Annotated in this window: 15 protein-coding genes and 2 pseudogenes; 13 read left to right on the plus strand and 4 right to left on the minus strand. The window is 60.3% G+C overall.

Going from position 1 to position 18,462, the window contains the following annotated elements:
- The first annotated feature begins 213 nt into the window (after window positions 1-213).
- Entirely contained in the window at window positions 214-945 is a 732-nt protein-coding gene (locus tag ACK56M_RS12390) for a helix-turn-helix domain-containing protein (protein ID WP_024086875.1), read from the plus strand.
- Here ACK56M_RS12390 and ACK56M_RS12395 read toward each other — a convergent pair.
- Window positions 920-1,645 (minus strand): hypothetical protein, encoded by a 726-nt coding sequence (locus ACK56M_RS12395; protein ID WP_015270130.1) that lies wholly within the window; start codon window positions 1,643-1,645, stop codon window positions 920-922. The two genes, ACK56M_RS12390 and ACK56M_RS12395, sit on opposite strands and share 26 nt — an antisense overlap.
- Window positions 1,646-1,839: 194 nt before the next feature.
- Between ACK56M_RS12395 and ACK56M_RS12400 the strand changes: the two genes are divergently transcribed.
- Window positions 1,840-2,394 (plus strand): Hsp20/alpha crystallin family protein, encoded by a 555-nt coding sequence (locus tag ACK56M_RS12400; protein ID WP_054572917.1) that lies wholly within the window; start codon window positions 1,840-1,842, stop codon window positions 2,392-2,394.
- Window positions 2,395-2,534: 140 nt separating this feature from the next.
- Here the strand turns inward: ACK56M_RS12400 and ACK56M_RS12405 are convergent, their stop codons facing one another.
- From ACK56M_RS12405 to ACK56M_RS12415, 3 genes and pseudogenes are all read right to left on the minus strand, one after another.
- On the minus strand, window positions 2,535-2,960 hold the full coding sequence (locus tag ACK56M_RS12405; RefSeq protein WP_411959490.1) for a potassium channel family protein: 426 nt from the start codon (window positions 2,958-2,960) through the stop codon (window positions 2,535-2,537).
- Window positions 2,961-2,987: 27 nt separating this feature from the next.
- A pseudogene (locus ACK56M_RS12410) lies at window positions 2,988-3,206 on the minus strand (cell division protein FtsH); the annotation flags it as partial.
- A pseudogene (locus tag ACK56M_RS12415) lies at window positions 3,158-3,475 on the minus strand (divalent metal cation transporter); the annotation flags it as partial. The pseudogenes ACK56M_RS12410 and ACK56M_RS12415, both read right to left, overlap by 49 nt.
- A gap of 287 nt (window positions 3,476-3,762) precedes the next feature.
- Here ACK56M_RS12415 and ACK56M_RS12420 point away from each other — a divergent pair.
- The 11 genes from ACK56M_RS12420 to ACK56M_RS12470 all read left to right on the plus strand — a co-directional run bounded on the left by ACK56M_RS12420 (window position 3,763) and on the right by ACK56M_RS12470 (window position 18,438).
- Window positions 3,763-4,332 carry an acyl carrier protein gene (locus tag ACK56M_RS12420; protein ID WP_015270135.1) on the plus strand — a complete coding sequence of 190 codons (570 nt, stop codon included), beginning with the start codon at window positions 3,763-3,765 and terminating at the stop codon, window positions 4,330-4,332.
- Window positions 4,333-4,343: 11 nt separating this feature from the next.
- Window positions 4,344-5,618, plus strand: a complete 1,275-nt coding sequence (locus ACK56M_RS12425) for a beta-ketoacyl-[acyl-carrier-protein] synthase family protein (RefSeq protein WP_411959491.1) — start codon at window positions 4,344-4,346, stop codon at window positions 5,616-5,618.
- 157 nt (window positions 5,619-5,775) lie between these two features.
- Window positions 5,776-6,702, plus strand: a complete 927-nt coding sequence (locus ACK56M_RS12430) for a hypothetical protein (protein WP_015270137.1) — start codon at window positions 5,776-5,778, stop codon at window positions 6,700-6,702.
- Complete coding sequence (locus tag ACK56M_RS12435; RefSeq protein ID WP_015270138.1) at window positions 6,699-7,997, plus strand: beta-ketoacyl-[acyl-carrier-protein] synthase family protein; 1,299 nt, start codon at window positions 6,699-6,701, stop codon at window positions 7,995-7,997. Before ACK56M_RS12430 ends, ACK56M_RS12435 begins: the two co-directional genes overlap by 4 nt.
- Entirely contained in the window at window positions 7,994-9,199 is a 1,206-nt protein-coding gene (locus tag ACK56M_RS12440) for a beta-ketoacyl synthase N-terminal-like domain-containing protein (protein ID WP_015270139.1), read from the plus strand. The genes ACK56M_RS12435 and ACK56M_RS12440 overlap by 4 nt, the downstream gene beginning before the upstream one ends.
- A gap of 43 nt (window positions 9,200-9,242) precedes the next feature.
- A complete protein-coding gene (locus ACK56M_RS12445) occupies window positions 9,243-12,113 on the plus strand; it encodes an aminotransferase class III-fold pyridoxal phosphate-dependent enzyme (RefSeq protein ID WP_015270140.1) in 2,871 nt (956 codons plus the stop codon).
- A gap of 9 nt (window positions 12,114-12,122) precedes the next feature.
- Entirely contained in the window at window positions 12,123-12,860 is a 738-nt protein-coding gene (locus ACK56M_RS12450; RefSeq protein ID WP_015270141.1) for an SDR family NAD(P)-dependent oxidoreductase, read from the plus strand.
- Window positions 12,857-13,621 carry an SDR family NAD(P)-dependent oxidoreductase gene (locus ACK56M_RS12455; RefSeq protein ID WP_015270142.1) on the plus strand — a complete coding sequence of 255 codons (765 nt, stop codon included), beginning with the start codon at window positions 12,857-12,859 and terminating at the stop codon, window positions 13,619-13,621. Before ACK56M_RS12450 ends, ACK56M_RS12455 begins: the two co-directional genes overlap by 4 nt.
- A gap of 2 nt (window positions 13,622-13,623) precedes the next feature.
- A complete protein-coding gene (locus ACK56M_RS12460) occupies window positions 13,624-14,907 on the plus strand; it encodes a DUF1302 family protein (RefSeq protein WP_217190529.1) in 1,284 nt (427 codons plus the stop codon).
- Window positions 14,908-14,958: 51 nt separating this feature from the next.
- Window positions 14,959-15,795, plus strand: a complete 837-nt coding sequence (locus ACK56M_RS12465) for an outer membrane lipoprotein-sorting protein (protein ID WP_100413528.1) — start codon at window positions 14,959-14,961, stop codon at window positions 15,793-15,795.
- A 33-nt stretch (window positions 15,796-15,828) separates the two neighbouring features.
- Entirely contained in the window at window positions 15,829-18,438 is a 2,610-nt protein-coding gene (locus ACK56M_RS12470; protein ID WP_411959492.1) for an efflux RND transporter permease subunit, read from the plus strand.
- Window positions 18,439-18,462 lie beyond the last annotated feature (24 nt).

Consider the following 18,462-nt stretch of genomic DNA (forward strand, 5'->3'; position numbering starts at 1 on the left):
TACCAGACAATGCAGATTTATAAGGCCCAGGGGCCTTCAGACAGGAACACGGGTTGAAGGCTGTCTAAGTCGAGCATGAGGGTAGCGCACTGGCCTGACTTGATCTTGATCAAGCTTTAGGGCACAGCCATGACCCTTGGTCAGTTGCCTCAGAAACTTCGGGCGAAGCGGCTAGCGTTTATAGAGCCCGCAAGAAAAAGCGGAGACATCGTCATGTCAGGCCCTGAAGATATGGGTATAAAGCCCCAGGTAAAGTGCCTTGCGTGCTCTTTGAGCCGACTTTGCCTGCCCGCCAGCCTAAGCGTCGATGAAGTGGAAAAGCTGGAGCGTATCATTCGCCGTAACCGCCCTTTGAAGAGGGGCGAGTATCTGTTCAAGGCCGATGAGCCCATGGAGCATGTGTTTGCCCTGCGCTCAGGAGTCATCAAGAATTTTCTGATTGATACCGAGGGCAACGAGCGGGTCACCGGCTTCGTTCTGCCGGGCGAAATCTTGGGGCTGGACGCTATCGGGGCAAGTCATTATCGGAGCTATGCGTTGGCGCTGGACGTTTCGCTGGTCTGCTCGATCCGGCTGGACCAGTTGGTTGATCTGTCGGGGCAGATACCCGGATTGCGCTATCAACTGTTGCACATGCTCAGCCTGGGTATTCAAGGCAAGGACGAACACCTGCGCTGTTGCCACGGACGAGCCGAGCAGCGCCTTTCGCTTTTCCTGTTGGGCATGGCGGCGCGTTATCAAGAAAGAGGTTTGCGTGCAGACGTCCTTAATCTGCCCATGTCGCGAGGAGATATCGCAAACTACCTGGACCTTACCCTGGAAACTGTCTCCCGGCTTTTCAGCCGGTTCAATCAGGCTGGGCTCCTGCAATGCGTTGGCCGGGAAGTCCGACTCATCGATCAACAGGGCCTGCTCAAGCTTAGTCGGATGGAGGAGCCGAATTGAGGGCCTCGAGAATCCTGTCATAACGTTGCACAGGCCCATTCAGAGGAAATTGACAATTCCAGGATGGACGCGACACATGGTCTGCCCGCAACCAGATACGCTGTATCGGGACCCCTTTTTGCCAACAGATGCGCGCGGCATGCCTTGCCACCAAGGATGGCGCGCAGCAGTAGACAGTGTCCGGCTTGAAATCCTCCAGCTGTTCAGTCAGTTGACTCCAAACGCTTCTGCTGTTGCGCGGCACCGAGGTAAACGCTGAGATCCATGGCTTACATTCAGCGGGCAGTTGCTCCTGCTCAAAGCTTTCGTGCAACAGCCTCACCTCTACCCAAGGTAGCCAACAGCGAACCTCATCCAGTGTGCAAAGTAGCGCCAAAACCCCCTCGCCGTGAGTGATAGCCAGCAGTCGCACACTCTGCAAGGGCACCGGCCAGGCGCTGCCCAGAGGGCCTGAGTACTCCAGCAGATCTCCGACCTTCAATGCCAGGACGCTGCGGGTGGCGACCATGAACCGACCTGCTGCGCCAGGCATGCTGATGTAGTTGCAGGTCCAGCGCTGGGTTTGATTCGCCAGTTGGCAATACTGGCCTGGCATCGCCTCGCTGCGTTGCGGGTTGCACAGCATCAGGCGAAGGTACTGTATGCCGGGCCCCGGCAATGTTTCCAGCAAACGGACACACTCACTGTCATCCTGGTCCATATGCGCCTCGAACAGGTTTGGGCGGGCCACGTTCCATATAAGCTAAGCCCCTGCGATGGCAACACTTTGATCAGGATCAAACCGACAGAGGATGGTGGCCGCATCCTGATTGATAAAGGTCAAACGGGGGCTTGCCTGCCAGCGCAATATCGAGGCGTCTCCCAGGGAGGCATTACTCATTAGAGGAGGTCGCCATGTCCGAAACAGCGAAGAAAGTACCTGTCACTTCCGCAACCACCCAACCTGCCAAGGCTACGCCACCAAGTACCGAGGCATCGGACCTGTGGCGCCCATTCCAGCAGTTGCGGCGTCAGATCGACAGCCTGTTCGACGATTTCGGTCGCCGGCCATTGCGCATGCCGTTCAGCCATACCCCGTTCGATGTCGAGCCATTCTGGCGCCGTGAACTGTTCAGCCATGGCATGCCGGCGATGGATATCAGCGAACTGGCCGATGAGTTTCGCATCAGCGCCGAACTGCCTGGAGTGGACGACAAGGACATCGAGATCAAGCTGGTCAATGGCAACGTTGTGATCCGCGGCGAGAAGCAGGAAGAGGTTGACGAAAAACGCAAGGAGTACCACTTGTCAGAGCGTCACTACGGCAGCTTCGAGCGGGTCTTCCAGTTGCCCCGTGAAGTCGACGCTGAAAAGATCACTGCCCAGTTTGCCAAGGGCGTGCTGCTGGTGCACTTGCCCAAGCGCGCCGAAGCGATTCACCCTGAAAAAGTGATTCCCATCACCAAATGAGCGACCCGGCCGCGTTCAGGAGCATGGACGCTCCCTTTTCGTGTTACAGCGCAACGGTGCTCCAACCAACTGCCCCAGGTGACCTTCGCAAGCCGTCCACTTGTGGCACTGGACGCCACACCCAGACGCCTGAACAGGCGCTATTTGGCTTTCCAGTATTTCTGCATTTCGAGGAACAGGAACGACGCGGTCCAGGTGATCAGCACCAGGCCTGTCAACGCTTGCAGGCCGGTGAGGTACTTCAGATGGCCGTTAGGCGCTATGTCGCCAAAGCCTATCGTGGTGTAGGTGGTGAAGGAAAAGTACACGCAATCCAGGAAGCTGCCGTCGAAGTTGCCACTGAGCGTGCCCCAGCCTTCGGCGTGAATCATCAGGTAATACACCAGGGCGAAACACCAGACCTCCAGCGCATGAGCCAGCAGCGCGCCGAATACGCCTGTGACGATCCGGAATCGGTTCCACAGTTTCAACCGCGGTAGCCAGTCGTTCAGGCGCAGCAGGCATTCGTAGTGGATGATCACCACCAGGATCACCACCAGCATGTTGATCAATGTGACGGTGAGCATGGTCGGTACTCGGACTGGATCGGAGTGTCATTTGGCCGCATCGACCAGATTATAGGTGGCAGGCTCCTTGGCCACCGGCAGCAGCGCCGGGAATTCTTCCGGGGTGATGGTTTCCCTGGCCAACAACAGGCGTGCCCCAGTGTCCAGGTCGGCGCGTCGTTGCTCGAGCAAGGTCCGGGCACGGGCGTAAGCGTCTTTCAGCAGGCCTCGAATACCCAGGTCGATTTCGCGCGCGGTCTGCTCTGTACAGGTAGTCCCCAATGCGCGCTGGCCCTGGCTATCAACTCTTGCCGCGCTTTGCGGTATTTCATGCTGGCGAACAAAGTGGCGAATACGCCTACGAAGAAAATGTACCAGCCGATCGGGCCGAAGAACAGTTCCAACGCCTTGCCCGGGTCGCCGAGCGTTTTCACCTCGATGCCGTTGGGCTGCAGGATTTCCGCGCCGACGATCCAGATCGCCAGGTTGATGACGATAGCGACGAATACCGCAAACAGCAGGTCGTTGCGCATGATGCCTCTGGTGCTTGCGGGCACGGTTATATCCCACTTTTGGAACTATCGTGCTGTTTCAAGCAATCGATTTTGTCATTTTACGATCCCTCTCCAAGCACCATTGAACTGCATAAATCAAAGGTTCCAGGGCGCGTCGGGATTTCTCGCAAAAAGCGATGATGGCACGTTGACTCTCCCCTTAGGGGGAGACTTTAGACTCCCGGCCCTCGATATATCTGGCCTGAAAACAGCATTTTTTGGCCCGATGAATTTATTCATTCAATGCGGCTTTTGTAGGGAAACAATCAATGAACAATCCCTTGGAATTGGACAGCGTTATCAGCAGTACACAGGAGATTCTTGCGCAGTTGCTGGTGTTGGACCGGGCCGACGTGGCAGAGCACAGCAGTATCGTTGACGACCTCGGCGCCGACTCGCTGGATATCGTCGACCTGAGCTTCCAGCTGGGCCGTCAGTACGGTTGCACCTTGCCGAAAACCAGCGTGCTGGATCACGCGGTAGCGGTGTTCGGCGACGCCACCCGGTTTGTCGAAAAAGGCCGAATCACGCAGGACGGCGTGGCCTTGCTGGAACAGAGCCTCAGCGCTTATGCGCCGGGCCAGTTGCACGCGGGCATGCAGCCGGGCGAAGTCTTCTCGGCCACCACCGTGCGTAACTGGGCGCAGCAATGCCATAACGTTTTCAACTACCTCCCCGAGACCTGCCCTGAGTGTGGGGCGGTGCATGCCCAACTCAATGAACGCAAACAAGTGGTGTGTGGCGGTTGCAGTGCTCGTCTGACCCCTCTGGACGGTGACTCGATCTCGCGTCTGTTGGTTGAGCAGTACGCGGCCAACCAGTTGAAGGCTTCGGTGTAGGGGTTGCCTTGATGCAGGCCCGAGAGGTTCTGGTCACCGGCTATGGCCTGGTGGCTCCCACGGCACTGGATGCAGCCTCGCTGTTCACGACGATCAGCGAAAACCGTTCCTGCATTCGCCAGCACCCGGCGTTTGTCGACCTGGGGTTTGCGAACCCGGCGGCCGGATTTATCGATGAGCAACAATGGCAGGTGATCGCTGCGGCCTTTCCGGGCGATCTGCAGACCACCTCCCGCCAGGAATGGCTGGCGCATTACGTGGCCCGTCAGGCGTTGGCCCATGCCGGGTTGGCCGACGGCGCATTTGCCCGAGTCGCCAGCGGTATTTTCGTCGGGGCCAATAAATACTGCATGAGCGGTGATTTGCGGGACGCCAGCCGTTACATGGACGATCAGGGGCGGGTCGATCTTGACCAGTACCTGGATAACCACACCCTCAGCGGTGGGGCGTTCGCCCGGCGGGTTGATCAGCAAACCCGCCATCTCGCCGAATGGCTGGGTGTACGTGACCATATCTCCACACATTCCGATGCCTGTGCCGCTGGCACCATGGCCATCGGCAGCGCCTATCGAGCGATCGCCCGTGGCGAGATCGACCTGGCGTTGTGTGGCGCGGTGGAGTTGATGGCCCATGAATTGTCTTACTACAGCTTTGATGGGCTGGGCGCACTCTGCCAGCGAGTGGACTTTTCCCCACAAGAACAGAGCCGACCGTTCATGCCAGACCGCTGCGGTTTTGTGCTGAGTGAGGGGGCGGCGCTGTTGGTGCTGGAATCCCGCGAGCATGCCGAGCGTCGTCAGGCCCGCTCGCTGGGCCGGGTGCTGGGTTACGCGAATCTGTGCGAGGCAGAGAAAATCACCTCCAGCAGCCGCGATGGCAGCAAGTACGCCGCCTGCATGACCGCGGCCCTGGCCGATGCCGAACTGCCCAATGCGGCTGTGGACCATGTGAATGTTCACGGTACGTCGACACAGGCCAATGACCGTTGCGAGGCCCTGGGCCTGGCGCAGGTGTTCGGCGAAACCCTGGAGCAGATGACGTTCACCGCCAACAAATCTGCCGTTGGGCACTCGTTGGCCGGCAGTGGTGCCATTGAGGCGGTGCTGTCGTTGATGAGCATTCAGTCGGGCGTGGCCTTGCCGACCCTCAATTTTCAGCCGGAAAAATCCGAATTTCCGGAGTTGAAATTCCTTTGCGAACCGTTGCAGCAACCGATCAATGTCGTGCTCTCAAACTCCTTCGGGTTTGGTGGCGTGAACAGTTCGTTGGTGCTGGGCAGGGCATGACATGACCAGATCCAATTCAACTGCTGTTTATATCACTGCAGCGTCGGTACTCAACGCCGCCGGTACTGAATGTGCGCCTCGTGACAGTCAACCTCAGGCCGCGCAACCGCTGGATTTCGACCCGGCACGCCTGGCCCGTTGCGTCGCAGCGCCCGCCTTGCCGGCTGGTGTGTACGACCGCAAATTGTCCCGCAGCCTCGAGCCTCAGGGCGCGCGCCTGCTGTATTGCGCCGGCCGCCTCGCCGAGGCCTTGCGTGAGCTGGAACTGCCCGATGAGCGGATCGCATTGACCGCTGCCATTCCGGAAGTGGATGGCCCCAGCTCGTGCTGGGATGCCGTGCAGGCCATTGGCGCACAACCGGCGGATCTGTTGGCGCAATTCTTTGCCCACACACCGCCGCTGCATGCGCTGATGATGCTCAACAGCAGCGTTATGGCCCACGCGGCTGAGGCCTTGCATTGCAAGGGCCCCATGGGCGGTTTTTGCTCCCAGGGCAATGCAGGACTGGATGCTTTGATGGAGGCCGCCGCCCATCTGAGCGAAGGCCGTGCCGATGCTGCCGTCGTCGTCAGTAGCAGCCCGAACATCACCCCGGCGTTGTACCTGCGTGACGCTACACACCCACCTGTGAACCCCGGCCCGTGGGTTTTCGGCGAAGGTGCTGCGGCACTGTTGCTGACGACCAAGCCGGGTCGTGGTGCTCAATCTGCGTTGCGCATTGCCGGGTTTGCCCGTGGTTACAGCGCGCAACCCGAGCGTGGGCTGGCGGTTGGTCGCGACGTCATCGAGCGTGCTTTGAGCAACGAAAAACTATGCCTCAGCGATGTCGGGCAGGTCGTCGCCGATGCACAGGACCCGCAGATTGCCGCATTGTTCACCCTATCGGGGCACACCCTCGAACACTCCAAGGCGTTGGTAGGTGACTTGGGCGCCAGCGCCTTGCTCAGCGAAATCGCTGTGACCTGGGCACTGGATTGCAGCCGTTACACGCTGTTGCTCGAACATAGCCGAGGTGGGCATTGGGGCGCGGTGCTGCTGGCCAGAACGTCGTCGGACACAGAGACAATGGAGAGTTACCCATGAGCCCCAGACGGATCGTGATCACGGGCATGGGCGCCGTCACCGGCTTCGGTTTCGAGTGGCAGTCCATGTGGCAAAGAATGTTGGCCGGCGAGCATTGCATTCGGCCATGGCAACCGGAAGGCGTCGAGGCGGGTGCGTTCCCTGTGCGTTACGCAGCGCCCGTGGATATGGGCTTGATGCCGGCACACTTGAAAGACCATCCGGCCTGGGGGTTGTCGCTGGAAAAACGCACCCGCTTTGGTTGGGTCGCGGCCACCCAAGCCATTTCCGACGGTGGCCTGAGCCCCGAACAGTTGCGTGGCGCGGCGGTATTGTCAGCGTCCGGCGCACCTGCTCATCGTTTGCAGGACATGCTGCTCAGCCTGGCGGATAACCCGGCGCAGGCACCGTCCTGGGCTCAGTTGATGGCGCGACAGGCGCAGGTCGATCCTGACAGTTCACTGTGTCAGAGCAACGACCGCCTTGCGCGGGTGATTGCCGATGGCATCGGCAGTGAAGGCCCGGTGATCAATATCAGCAGCGCTTGCGCGGGAGCATCCCAGGCCATCGGCAATGCATTCCAGATGATCCGTCGCGGCGAGGTCGAGCTGGCCATTGCCGGGGGCGCCGATTCGGTGCTGAGCCTGGACACCATGACCGCGCTGTATCTGCTCGGCGCCGCCAGCAGCGAGCAGCGTTGGGGCACCGAACTGTGTCGGCCGTTCGACCGCCATCGCAGTGGCTTGATTGCGGGTGAGGGCGGTGGTTTTGTCGTGCTCGAAACCCTCGAACGGGCGCTCGCCCGAGGGGCAACGCCGTACGCCGAAGTGCTGGGTTTCGGCAGCAGCCTGGATGCCTACAAAATCACCGCACCCGACCCGCAGGGCCGGGGAGCGGTGCTGGCGATGCAGGCGGCCCTGACAGATGCCGGGCTGGAGCCGCAACAGGTCGATCTGATCAATGCCCACGGTACGTCGACACCCCTCAACGATGCCGCCGAAACCCTGGCGATCAAGACCCTGTTCGCCGAGCGCGAACATTATCGGCGGTTGCTGGTGACGGCCAACAAATCCCAGTTCGGCCACCTGATTGCGGCCGCCGGAGCACCAGAGTTCATGCTCACGGCCCTGGCCTGCCGGGATGATCGGGTCACGCCGACCCTGAACCTGCATGATGCCGATGAACAATGCGACCTCGACTACTGCGCCCATCAAGCGGTCAAGCGCAAGGTCGACGTTGCCCTGAGCAACTCCTTCGGTTTCGGCGGCCTCAACACTTCACTGGCGCTGGGCAAGTACCGGGAGGCGCCGCGATGAAACAGGCGGTCGCGATTGCCGGTGCGGGCTGCGTGTTGCCCAGCGGCTGGGGTGTCGAGTCTTTCTGGGCGGCTGCGACCGAAGGGCGCAGTGCAATTACGGCGCTGAACGCCCGAAGGTTCAGCAGCGAACGCGTGGTAGCGTTCGGGCAAATTCAGGATCAGGACCACCAACGCAGCCGACAAGACCTTGCGCAAAACCTTCAGCGTTACTGCACGCCGGCAGTGATCTGGGGCGTCAGCGCGGTACGTCAGGCGTTGGCAGAAGCAGGCCTGGCCGATGAGCAGCCGGATGTCCGTTTCGGTTTGTATTGCTGTCAGGGCGGCTACACCCATCCGTCTCTGGAATCCTATGCCGAGTTGTTGCTCGGCTGTCGGCAGGACGGCGTCGCCGACATGGCGGCGTTCGCCAAACGGATCCTGCAAGACCGTGCCCAGGACCCTTTTCTGGTGCTCAAAGGCTTGAGCAACTGCTTGCTGGGTGTCACCAGCCTGGCGCTGAAACTGGTGGGTGAGTGCAACGCCTATATGCAAGGTGTCGCCGGCAACCTGGCAGCCTTGCGTGAGGCTACGGCCGCTTTGCAGGATGGCCGAATCGACGCGGCAATCGTTGTCGGTGCGGGCAGCGAACTGGATGCCCTGGCGCTGTCCGGGTTGGTCCAGGCGGGGGTCATCAGCGCCAACGGCTCGAACACTCTGCTGCCGTTTGACCTTCGGGGCACCGGTGGCATTGCCGGGGAGGGCGCGGCAGCATTGGTGCTGCGCCGGCGCGAAGACCTGCCGGCCGGCCCTCAGGCGTGCCTAGCCGACATGACGGCCCATGCCACCCTCGGTCGCTTGAGCCTGCCCGACAGCCCAACCGATCTATTGGTGTGCAGCGGCACCGGCGATGCGCACAAAGACCGCGTGTTGTGCCAGACGCTGGCCCTTGCGCGCGCTTCGCACATCACCAGCGGGTTGGCGATAAACGGCATTCTCAGCGCAGCGCCGAGCCTGGTGGATCTGATGCTTGCGCGTTGCGCATTGCAGGCCCAAAGCGTGCCGCCGATTGCCGGTTTGCAGCAGCCAGTGGCAAACCTGCCGTTTATTCAGGGCGCGCCCCACGCCGCGAGCCTTGAGCATTGCCTGGTGCTGAACCGCGACGACAACGGATTCAGCGCCGCCTATCAAGTGCTCTACAGCGCAAAGGTCACTCAAGACTGACGCTGACTACCGCCTATTTTTTACTTTCAGGGATATGACAGTCATGGATTATCGCGATTTCGTTCGGCCCAAATTCGTCGGCCTGCTCCAGGCACTGGGCCTGGAGTGTGAGTTTCAGCGCGCCCTCGGTAGCCAGTTGTTCTACCGCAACCCCAAGGGCGACATGGTCACGGTCACCGACTTTCTCGGCGGTTACGGTGCGGCACTGTTCGGCCACAACGACCCACAGTTTGTCGATCAGCTCTGTGCGCTGCTGCGCAGTGACGTGCCGTTCAACGCACAAATGTCGATCCGCGGTGCGGCCGGGCAATTGGGGCGAGAGCTCAGCGACGCCTTCAATCGCGAACTGAAGAACACCGAACGTTACATTTCGACTTTCTCCAACAGTGGCGCGGAGGCGGTGGAAATTGCCGTCAAGCACGCGGAGTTCCGTCGCCAGAAGAGCCTGCAAAAGCAGTTCGACGACATCGATTTCACCCTGGCCAGCCTGACCGCCAGCGAACGCGCTTATCGCGAGCTGGATGTGGCCGACCTCGACCTGCCTGCAGGTGTCCTGCCAGCCACTCTGAACAGCGTGACCTTGCGTCAGGTGGTTGAAGCCGTTCGCCAACACAACCTGGCGCAGTTGCACATCGAACCGGTATTCATCGCCCTGCGCGGCAGCTTCCACGGCAAATTGGTCAATACCGTGCAACTGACCTATGGCCGTCAGTACCGCGCGCCGTTTGCCCGTTTTGGTCTGAACGTCGAGTTCATCGACCCCCAGCAGCCCCATCAGTTGCAGGAATTGCCGGCCCGGCACACGCACCATTGGCTGAGCCTGCAATGGGACGGCGAACACCTGAACGTGCTGAAACTGCCGTTCAGCGCGATTACCGCCGTGTTGATGGAGCCGATTCAGGGCGAAGGCGGTATCAACGAGTTCGCGGCCGAGTTCTACCTGGGGCTGCGCAAGCTGTGTAACGAGCAACAGTGCCCGCTGGTGATCGATGAAGTGCAGTCAGGTTTTGGTCGCGCCGGGACGTTTCTTGCCAGCAGCCAGTTCAACCTGCAAGGCGACTATTACTGCCTGTCCAAGGCCCTCGGCGGCGGCTTGATGAAAATCGCCGCGACGGTGATCCGCAGCAGCCACTACGAAGGCGAGTTCAGCTACATCCATAGCTCGACCTTCGCCGAGGACGATCCGTCCTGCCATATCGCGCTGTCGGCATTGCGCCGGTTGTTCGCCAATGACGACGCGATGCTCAAAGACATACGCACCAAGGGCGCCTACCTCAAAGCCTCGCTCAATGAACTGAAGATGGCCTATCCGGATGTGATCGCCGATGTGCGCGGGCGCGGCTTGCTGGTGGGTTTGGAATTGCACGACCTGAGTGTCAGCAGCTCGCTGGTACAGGCGTCGGCCCAGTACAACGATGCCTTGGGTTACTTGATCGCCGGCTACCTGTTGCAATTCGAAGCGTTGCGGGTAGCACCGTCGGGCAGCAACTCCAACGTGATTCGCCTGGAGCCTCCAGCCTGTATCACCCTGGGCGAAATCGACGGGCTGATCGGTGCCTTGCAACGGGTCTGTGACATGCTGCGCCGTGGCGATGCGTTGCCGTTGGCGGCGGGTATCTGCGCGGACTCGATTCCCGCCGTGCCAGCCCGTCAGGACGATTTTCGGATGGCCGAGCCCGTTGAAAACATCGATGCCAAGGTCGAAGTCGTCGCTCGGGTAGCGTTCATCAACCACCTGATCGATGCCGATATCCTCGGTGACGTCGATCCCTCGCTGGCAGCCCTGAGCCCGGAACAGAAACGCACGTTCATCAACCGCACCAAGCCTGAACGCCGCGCTGCGCCAGTCGGCCCGGTGATCATTCGGTCGCGCCTCGGCATGGCGGTGGAGTTCACGTTGTACCCGCTGTGCATGGATTCGGATGCCATGGCCGAGTACATCCTCAGCGGTGACCTGGACAGCATTCGCGAAGAAGTCGGCAGGCGTGTCACCGATGCCCGCGCCGACGGCTGCAGCATCGCCGGTCTCGGGATGTACACCTCGATCGTCACCAACAATTGTCAGGCGCTGAAGATTGCCGACATGGCGCTGACGTCCGGCAATGCCCTGACCATCGGCATGGGGCTCGAAGCCATCGAGCAAGGCTGTGTTCAGCAAGGCCTGGCACTGCGCGAGCAAACCGCTGCCGTTGTTGGTGCCGCCGGTAACGTTGCCTCGACCTATGCCTCGGTGCTGTCCGCCACCGTCGATCACCTGATTCTGATTGGCAGCGGTCGTGACGGCTCGGTTCGGCGCCTGGAGAAAACTGCCCAACTGATTTACGCCGACGCGGCCCGTTCGATCCTCAAGGGCACAGCCGAAAACGACCGGTTGGCGCAGCGACTACTGAGCCTTGATGGTTTTTGTGACTTGTTGCGCTCACATGGACAAAAAGCCGACCTCGGTTTGCACATCGCCCGTCTGGTGGATGAGCGCCTTGGCGCGAACGCTTTCATCACGGTCACCAACGATCTCGACGCCCTCAAGGGCGCACGGGTTGTCCTGTGCGCGGCCAATGCGCCTCAGCCATTCCTCGGCGCCGAACATTTCGCCGAGCGCAGCGTGATTTGCGATATCGCCGTGCCGCTGAACGTTCATCAAGACATGCCGAGCCAACGCGAAGACGTGCTCTACATGCACGGTGGCATCGTCCAGACGCCGTTCGACGACGGCCTGGCGCCCAACGTGCGGGCCTACCTGAAAAAAGGTCAGCTGTATGCGTGCATGGCCGAGTCGGTGTTGATGGGCTTGTCTGGCATGAGCCAGCACGGCTCCTACGGCGATATCAGCCGTGAGCAAGTTCAGCAGGTCCGCGCACTGGCCGCGACCCACGGCTTCACCCTCGCGCAATTCAAAACTCAAAACTCGCTTTAAGGAGCGGTCATGACTCAGAAAATAGCTGTCGTGACCGGCGGCAGTCGCGGCATTGGCAAGTCCGTCGTGCTGGCCCTGGCCGGCGCGGGTTATCAGGTTGCCTTCAGTTATGTCCGTGACGAGGCGTCAGCTGCTGCCTTGCAGGCACAGGTCGAAGGGCTCGGCCGGGAGTGCCTGGCTGTGCAGTGTGATGTCAAGGATGCGCAGAGCATTCAGGCGTTTTTTGAACGGGTCGAGCAGCGTTTCGAGCGTATCGACTTGTTGGTCAACAACGCCGGTATTACCCGTGACGGTTTGCTCGCCACGCAGTCGTTGAGCGACATCACCGAGGTCATCCAGACCAACCTGATCGGCACGTTGTTGTGCTGTCAGCAGGTGCTGCCCTGCATGATGCGCCAACGCAGCGGGTGCATCGTCAACCTCAGTTCGGTAGCCGCGCAAAAGCCCGGCAAGGGCCAGAGCAACTACGCCGCGGCCAAAGGCGGTGTAGAAGCATTGACGCGCGCACTGGCGGTGGAGTTGGCGCCGCGCAACATCCGGGTCAACGCGGTGGCGCCCGGCATCGTCAGCACCGACATGAGCGAAGCCCTGGTCGGCGCCCATGAGCAGGAAATCCAGTCGCGGCTGTTGATCAAACGGTTCGCCCGGCCTGAAGAAATTGCCGACGCGGTACTGTATCTGGCCGAGCGCGGCCTGTACGTCACGGGCGAAGTCTTGCCCGTCAACGGCGGATTGAAAATGCTATGAGCCAGGCACGCACGATTGTGATTACCGGCGCGGCCAATGGTATTGGCCGCGCCGTCGCGGAAAGTTTTGCAACCCAGGCCGAGCACCTTTTGATCTTGCTTGATCGGGATCTGGCAACCTTGCAGCGGTGGGTCACCGAGGGCGAATTTGCCGCTCGCATCGAAACCCATCAAGCGGACATCGCCGATCTGGCCAGCCTGCAACTTCTGTTCAAGGGCCTGGCCAACCGGGTCGGCTTTGTCGATGTGCTGGTCAACAGCGCCGGTGTCTGCGACGAGAACGAGCCCGAAGACCTGGACAACTGGCACAAGGTGATTTCGATCAACCTCAACGGCACTTTTTACGTCACCTCGTTGTGCCTGCCACTGATGGCGGATGGTGGGCGGATCGTCAACATGTCGTCGATCCTCGGCCGAGCGGGCAAGGTCCGCAACACCGCTTACTGCGCCTCCAAGCACGGCATCATCGGCATGACCAAGGCCTTGGCGCTGGACCTGGCGCCACGGCGAATCACCGTCAATGCCATCCTGCCCGCCTGGATCGATACCCCGATGCTGCAAGGCGAATTGGCGGCTCAGGCGCGCATCGCCGGAATCACCCATGAGCAAATCCTGCGCAATGCCAAGAAGAAGTTGCCCCTGCGGCGCTTCATTCAGGGCGACGAAGTGGCGGCCATGGTCCGTTATCTGGCGAGCCCGCAGGCGAGTGGTGTCACAGCGCAAAGCCTGATGATCGACGGCGGTGCCGGGTTGGGAATGTAGCCATGGCTCGACTGGGATTGAACCGCGGCCTTTTGGCCGCGCTGGTCAGCCTCGGCTCGCCGGTGGCGATCGCCGAGTGGTTGCCGGAGCATCATGAAGCGGAGATCGGCGTAGCCACGGCCGTGCGTCTGCACGGTGACGACCAGGTCACGCAAAAGGCCGTGTACCTCAAGTTCAGCCTGGAGGATGCCTGGGAAAGCGGCTACTACAAGGCCAAGGGCCGAGCCCGTTATGACTTCCGTTATGACGGCAACAATCCCTACAGTGCGCAAGCCCGGGACGATTACCGGGCGACCGCCGATTGGCGGCACCTTTACTGGGGGCTCTACGTTGGCGACGGCGAGCTGACGGTGGGCTGGCAGCAGGTGGTGTGGGGGCGTGCAGATGAATTACGGGTGCTCGACCAGATCAACCCGCTGGACTATCGCGAGGGTGTGATCGGTCTGTTGGAAGACAGCCGCATCGCGGTGCCGATGATTCGCCTGGTGCAGCCGGTCGCCGAGTGGGAGCTCGAAGCGCTGGTGATCACTGATTTCGTGAAAAACCAGGCGCCGGCCGTCGGCAGCGAGTTCGATGCACCGATCTTTGCCACACCCGATCCGCAGATGTTTGTGGTCGATTCGCGGCCCGGTTATGACGGTCACAGTGGCTTCGGTTATGGCGCCAGTGCCAACGGCCGGGTCGGCACGGTGGATGTCAGCTTCGTTGCCCTCAACGCCCGCCAGCAGGACCCGGTTTACGCCGTCGAAGGCCAGACCGAAGAGGGCCTGATTCGCCTCGAACGGCAATTCCCGCGCTATTCCATGGGCGGCGCCAGTGTGGCCATCGATGCCGGCCACAGCATCGTGGTACGCAGTGAAGTCGCCTACTTCGACAATTGGCGCGTCACCAATCCTTACCGCGCTTACGGCAGCGACCAGACGGCGATGACCAAGTCGCTGCTGGGCGTCGATTACCTGTTGCGGGACTGGCTGATCTCGACGCAGTGGCAACATCAGCGGCTGCTCGACTGGCAGCCCGGCATGGTCCAGGACAAACGCGACGACCTGTTCACCGTGTCTGCCGAGGGCTCGCAGTTCCAGGATCGCCTCAAGACCCGTCTGGTTTTCGGCATGTCGCCGCCAGCGCAGGACGATAGCTTCGTTCAGGGGATCTTCACCTACAAACCGGTGGACTGGCTCAAGTTGGGGCTCGAAGTCGATGTGTTCTTCGGCAAGCCCGACCGCCAGTTCGGTGCTTACGCCAACCGCGATCAGGTGCGCGTGTCCGCCGGTTATCTGTTCTGACCACACCGGTGCCGGTGTGCGAACCACTCAAACAATGAAAAGGAAATCGCGATGTTGCCCATCTTCAAGACCCTGACTGTAAGCGCACTGTTGCTGAGCACCGCTGCCGCCATGGCAGCTGAAACACGCACGGCCGACGACATCATTCGCCAGGCCCGGGACCGCGATGACGGCAAGAGCTTCATGTCCCAGGTGTCCCTGATTCTGATCGACAAGCAAGGTAACAGCCGCATCCGCGAGTTCAGCTACCTGCAAAAGGATTACCCGGACAGCGACAAATTCACCATGTATTTCTCCGCGCCGAGTGATGTGCGTGACGTCGCCTTCCACATCGAAAACCCGCGCGAGGCCCTGGGCCTCGAAGACAGCCAATGGATGTATTTGCCGGTCAGCCGACAGACCCGAAGGATTTCCACCACCGACAAACGCGGGGCGTTCATGGGTAGCGACTACTCCTATGCCGACCTCGACAAGATTCGCGCCGAAGACTATCGCCAAACGCTGGTTGGCGAAGAGCAGTTGCAGGGCCGCGATTGCTACGTGATCGAGCGTGAGCCGGCGACGCCTGCCGTGCTGGCCAAGACCGGCTACAACAAGCTCAAGGTCTGGGTTGACAAGAAAAACTCACTGGTGCTGCGCCAGGATTTCTTCGATGTAAAAGGTGTGATGTTCAAGCAGATGCGCACTCTGAAGACTGAAACCATCGACCAGATCGACAGCATTACCTTCAGCGAAACCGAAGACTTCATCGCCGGTACGCGCTCTCAGCTGCGCTTCAACCAGTTGCAGTACAACGTCGCGCTGGACGACCGCCTGTTCACGCAGACCGCGATCAAGCGTGGGCTGAAAGCCGGCGACTTGCCGGAATACGCCGTGTCTGCCCGCTAAGCGCCGCTCTCGATTCATCTGGAACCCTCATTCATGGAAAGATACCTGAACTTCGTCGAGCGCTATGCGCGGGCAATTGTGTTCGTGCTGGTGGCGATCACCGCCTACTTCACCTACACCCTCGGCGCGCTGATGTCGGACACCAATCCGTATCTGCTCAAGGACACTCACCCGGCGCGCAAGACGATCATTGATTTGCAGCGCGAGTTCACCGGCACATATGACTCGGTCATGGTGGCGCTGAGCAACCCCGAGAGTGTCTTCAACACCACGTCGCTGAACGCGCAGTTCGAGTTGTCCCAGGCCATACGCCGGCTGATGCTGGCGAACGATGAGGACCGTGTCGAACTGCAGCGCATCGTTGGCCTCCACAGTGGCGATCCCGATGCCCAGGCCTTGCTGGTGCAGATCCTCGCCGAAGGTTTTTCGCAGAACGATTACGCTGCCGCCAAAGCGCTGCGCGACCATGGGATTGCCCGGCACTGGGACAGCCACGACCTGCAGTTCCTGAGCTTTCTTGCCGAGCGGCTCAACCCGATCCAGGAAATGGCCTCGATGGCTGACCTGGAAAACATCAGCTTGAGTGCCGATGGCGAGTTGTGGATCCACAAGACCCTGCACGCCCTGGATATGGACCCGAGCAAGGTCGAAGCGCAGATCATGGGCAACGAGCAGATGGTTGGTGGCGTCGTCTCGGCGGACAAGAAAGTCGCCATGGTCGTCGCCGAACTGGGCACCAAACAGGACGACGCTCAGGCCCAGTTGCGTGCCTATCACCAGGTCCGCGAGATCATCGCGAAGTACCAGGCCGCTCACCCGGAGTTCACCGATGAGGTATTCATCGCCGGCATGCCGATCTTCATTGCGGCCCAGCAGGAGATCATCGATCACGACCTGGCGATGCTGTTCCCGATCGTGTTCCTGTTGGTGACTTCTCTGCTGGTTTTCTTCTTTCGCAAACCACTTGGCGTGGTGCTGCCGCTGTTCAATATCCTGTTCTGCACCATCTGGACCCTTGGCCTGATGGCGCTGCTGCGTGTACCGATGGACTTGCTCACCAGTGTGTTGCCGGTGTTCCTGTTCACCATCTGTTGTGCCGACGCGATCCACGTCATGGCCGAGTATTACGAACAGCTCAATTCGGGCAAGTCTTTCCGCGAAGCCAACCGAGAAACCCAGCGCCTGATGGTCACGCCCGTCGTTCTGACAACGGTCACGACTATTGCGACGTTCTTGATTTCCACCACCAACAACATTGTCAGCATCCGCAACTTTGGCGTGTTCATGTCCATCGGCCTGACGGCGGCGCTGATCATTTCGTTGCTACTGATCCCGGCGTGGATTTCGATCTGGGGCAAAGATGCCGTCCCGCGCAAAGTGCAACTCAAAGAGTCGCTGATCTCCCACTATCTGGTAGTGTTCTGTGCCTGGCTGATTCGCTGGCGCAAGCCGGTATTGCTGGTGACCCTGCCGTTGTTGGCGATGATGACGGTGTTCACGTTCAAGGTGGATATCGAAGACTCGGGTATTGCCTACTTCAAGAAGGACAGCCCGGTGCGGATGTCCGACGAGTTCATCAACCGGGCCGGAGTCGCGGGTACGTCGCCGGGCTGGATCGCTTTCGACACCAAGACTCCGCGTGGCGCGCTGACCACTGAAACCGTGCAGTTCCTGGAACGTCTGGACCAGTTCATCAGGGCCCAGCCGAACGTGAGTTACACCTATTCGGTGGCGACCTACATCAAGCGCATGAACCTCGTGCTCAATGACATGAACCCTGCTTTCCTGCGGGTGCCGCAGGCGGTGGAGCAGGTGACGGTGGTCGATGATGACGGGAAACCGGAGACCTTCGAAGTCGATGGCAACTCGCTCATCGAGCAACACATCATGATGTTCGAGAACGGTGGCGGCACCGACTTGCAGAACGTGCTCAATGCCGATTACTCGAAGGCGGTGACGCTGTTCACCATGACCTCCTCTGTGGCGGGCGATTACCAGGCGATGCTCGATAAACTGGACGCCTGGCTGGCGATCAACAAACCGGCCAACCTGCAAGTCACCCATGCCGGTACGCCGTACATATGGACCGGGGTGTTGCAGGAAATCACCCAGGGTCAGGTGCTGAGCTTCTCGCTGGCGTTGCTGGCCGTGACCTTGATGATGATGTTCTGGCTCAAGTCAGTACGCCTGGGCATCCTCGGCATGCTGACGTTGCTGACCACGTCGGTGACGGTATACGGCAGCATGTACCTGTTGGATATCGAGTTGAACATCGGTACCACACTGGTGACGTTCCTCGTGGTGGGCGTCGTGGATTACGCCGTTCACCTGCTGTCACGGATCAAGATGCTGGTGCAGAAGGGCGCCGAGATCGACGAGGCCATCCTGGCGGCCATGCAGGGCGTCGGGCGTTCGACGGTGGTCAATGTCGTGATCTTCTCGATGGGCTTTGTCGCGCTGCTGTTCTCCGCCTACAAACCCGTCATTGACCTGGGTGTACTGGTGATACTGGCGCTGTCATCCAGTGGCTTCATGACCATTTTGTTGGTCACGCTGATTTCGCCGTGGTTCTTTGCCTCGATTGTGCCGCAGCCAGCAATGCAAGAGGGCGAGCAGCCGCGGGGTGAGGCTGTGCCAGGTTAAATCGCCGGGGCGCCTGCGTGCTGA

The organism is Pseudomonas sp. s4, assembly GCF_046764235.1.
Lineage (GTDB): Bacteria > Pseudomonadota > Gammaproteobacteria > Pseudomonadales > Pseudomonadaceae > Aquipseudomonas > Aquipseudomonas asiatica.

Excerpts from the sequence above, each read along its gene's own strand:
- ACK56M_RS12450 (WP_015270141.1), top strand. The coding sequence starts at position 12,123 with ATGACTCAGAAAATAGCTGTCGTGACCGGCGGCAGTCGCGGCATTGGC.
- ACK56M_RS12445 (WP_015270140.1), top strand. The coding sequence starts at position 9,243 with ATGGATTATCGCGATTTCGTTCGGCCCAAATTCGTCGGCCTGCTCCAG.
- ACK56M_RS12440 (WP_015270139.1), top strand. The coding sequence starts at position 7,994 with ATGAAACAGGCGGTCGCGATTGCCGGTGCGGGCTGCGTGTTGCCCAGC.
- ACK56M_RS12405 (WP_411959490.1), bottom strand. The coding sequence starts at position 2,960 with ATGCTCACCGTCACATTGATCAACATGCTGGTGGTGATCCTGGTGGTG.
- ACK56M_RS12420 (WP_015270135.1), top strand. The coding sequence starts at position 3,763 with ATGAACAATCCCTTGGAATTGGACAGCGTTATCAGCAGTACACAGGAG.
- ACK56M_RS12425 (WP_411959491.1), top strand. The coding sequence starts at position 4,344 with ATGCAGGCCCGAGAGGTTCTGGTCACCGGCTATGGCCTGGTGGCTCCC.
- ACK56M_RS12470 (WP_411959492.1), top strand. The coding sequence starts at position 15,829 with ATGGAAAGATACCTGAACTTCGTCGAGCGCTATGCGCGGGCAATTGTG.
- ACK56M_RS12465 (WP_100413528.1), top strand. The coding sequence starts at position 14,959 with ATGTTGCCCATCTTCAAGACCCTGACTGTAAGCGCACTGTTGCTGAGC.
- ACK56M_RS12395 (WP_015270130.1), bottom strand. The coding sequence starts at position 1,645 with ATGGACCAGGATGACAGTGAGTGTGTCCGTTTGCTGGAAACATTGCCG.
- ACK56M_RS12400 (WP_054572917.1), top strand. The coding sequence starts at position 1,840 with ATGTCCGAAACAGCGAAGAAAGTACCTGTCACTTCCGCAACCACCCAA.
- ACK56M_RS12455 (WP_015270142.1), top strand. The coding sequence starts at position 12,857 with ATGAGCCAGGCACGCACGATTGTGATTACCGGCGCGGCCAATGGTATT.
- ACK56M_RS12435 (WP_015270138.1), top strand. The coding sequence starts at position 6,699 with ATGAGCCCCAGACGGATCGTGATCACGGGCATGGGCGCCGTCACCGGC.
- ACK56M_RS12460 (WP_217190529.1), top strand. The coding sequence starts at position 13,624 with ATGGCTCGACTGGGATTGAACCGCGGCCTTTTGGCCGCGCTGGTCAGC.
- ACK56M_RS12390 (WP_024086875.1), top strand. The coding sequence starts at position 214 with ATGTCAGGCCCTGAAGATATGGGTATAAAGCCCCAGGTAAAGTGCCTT.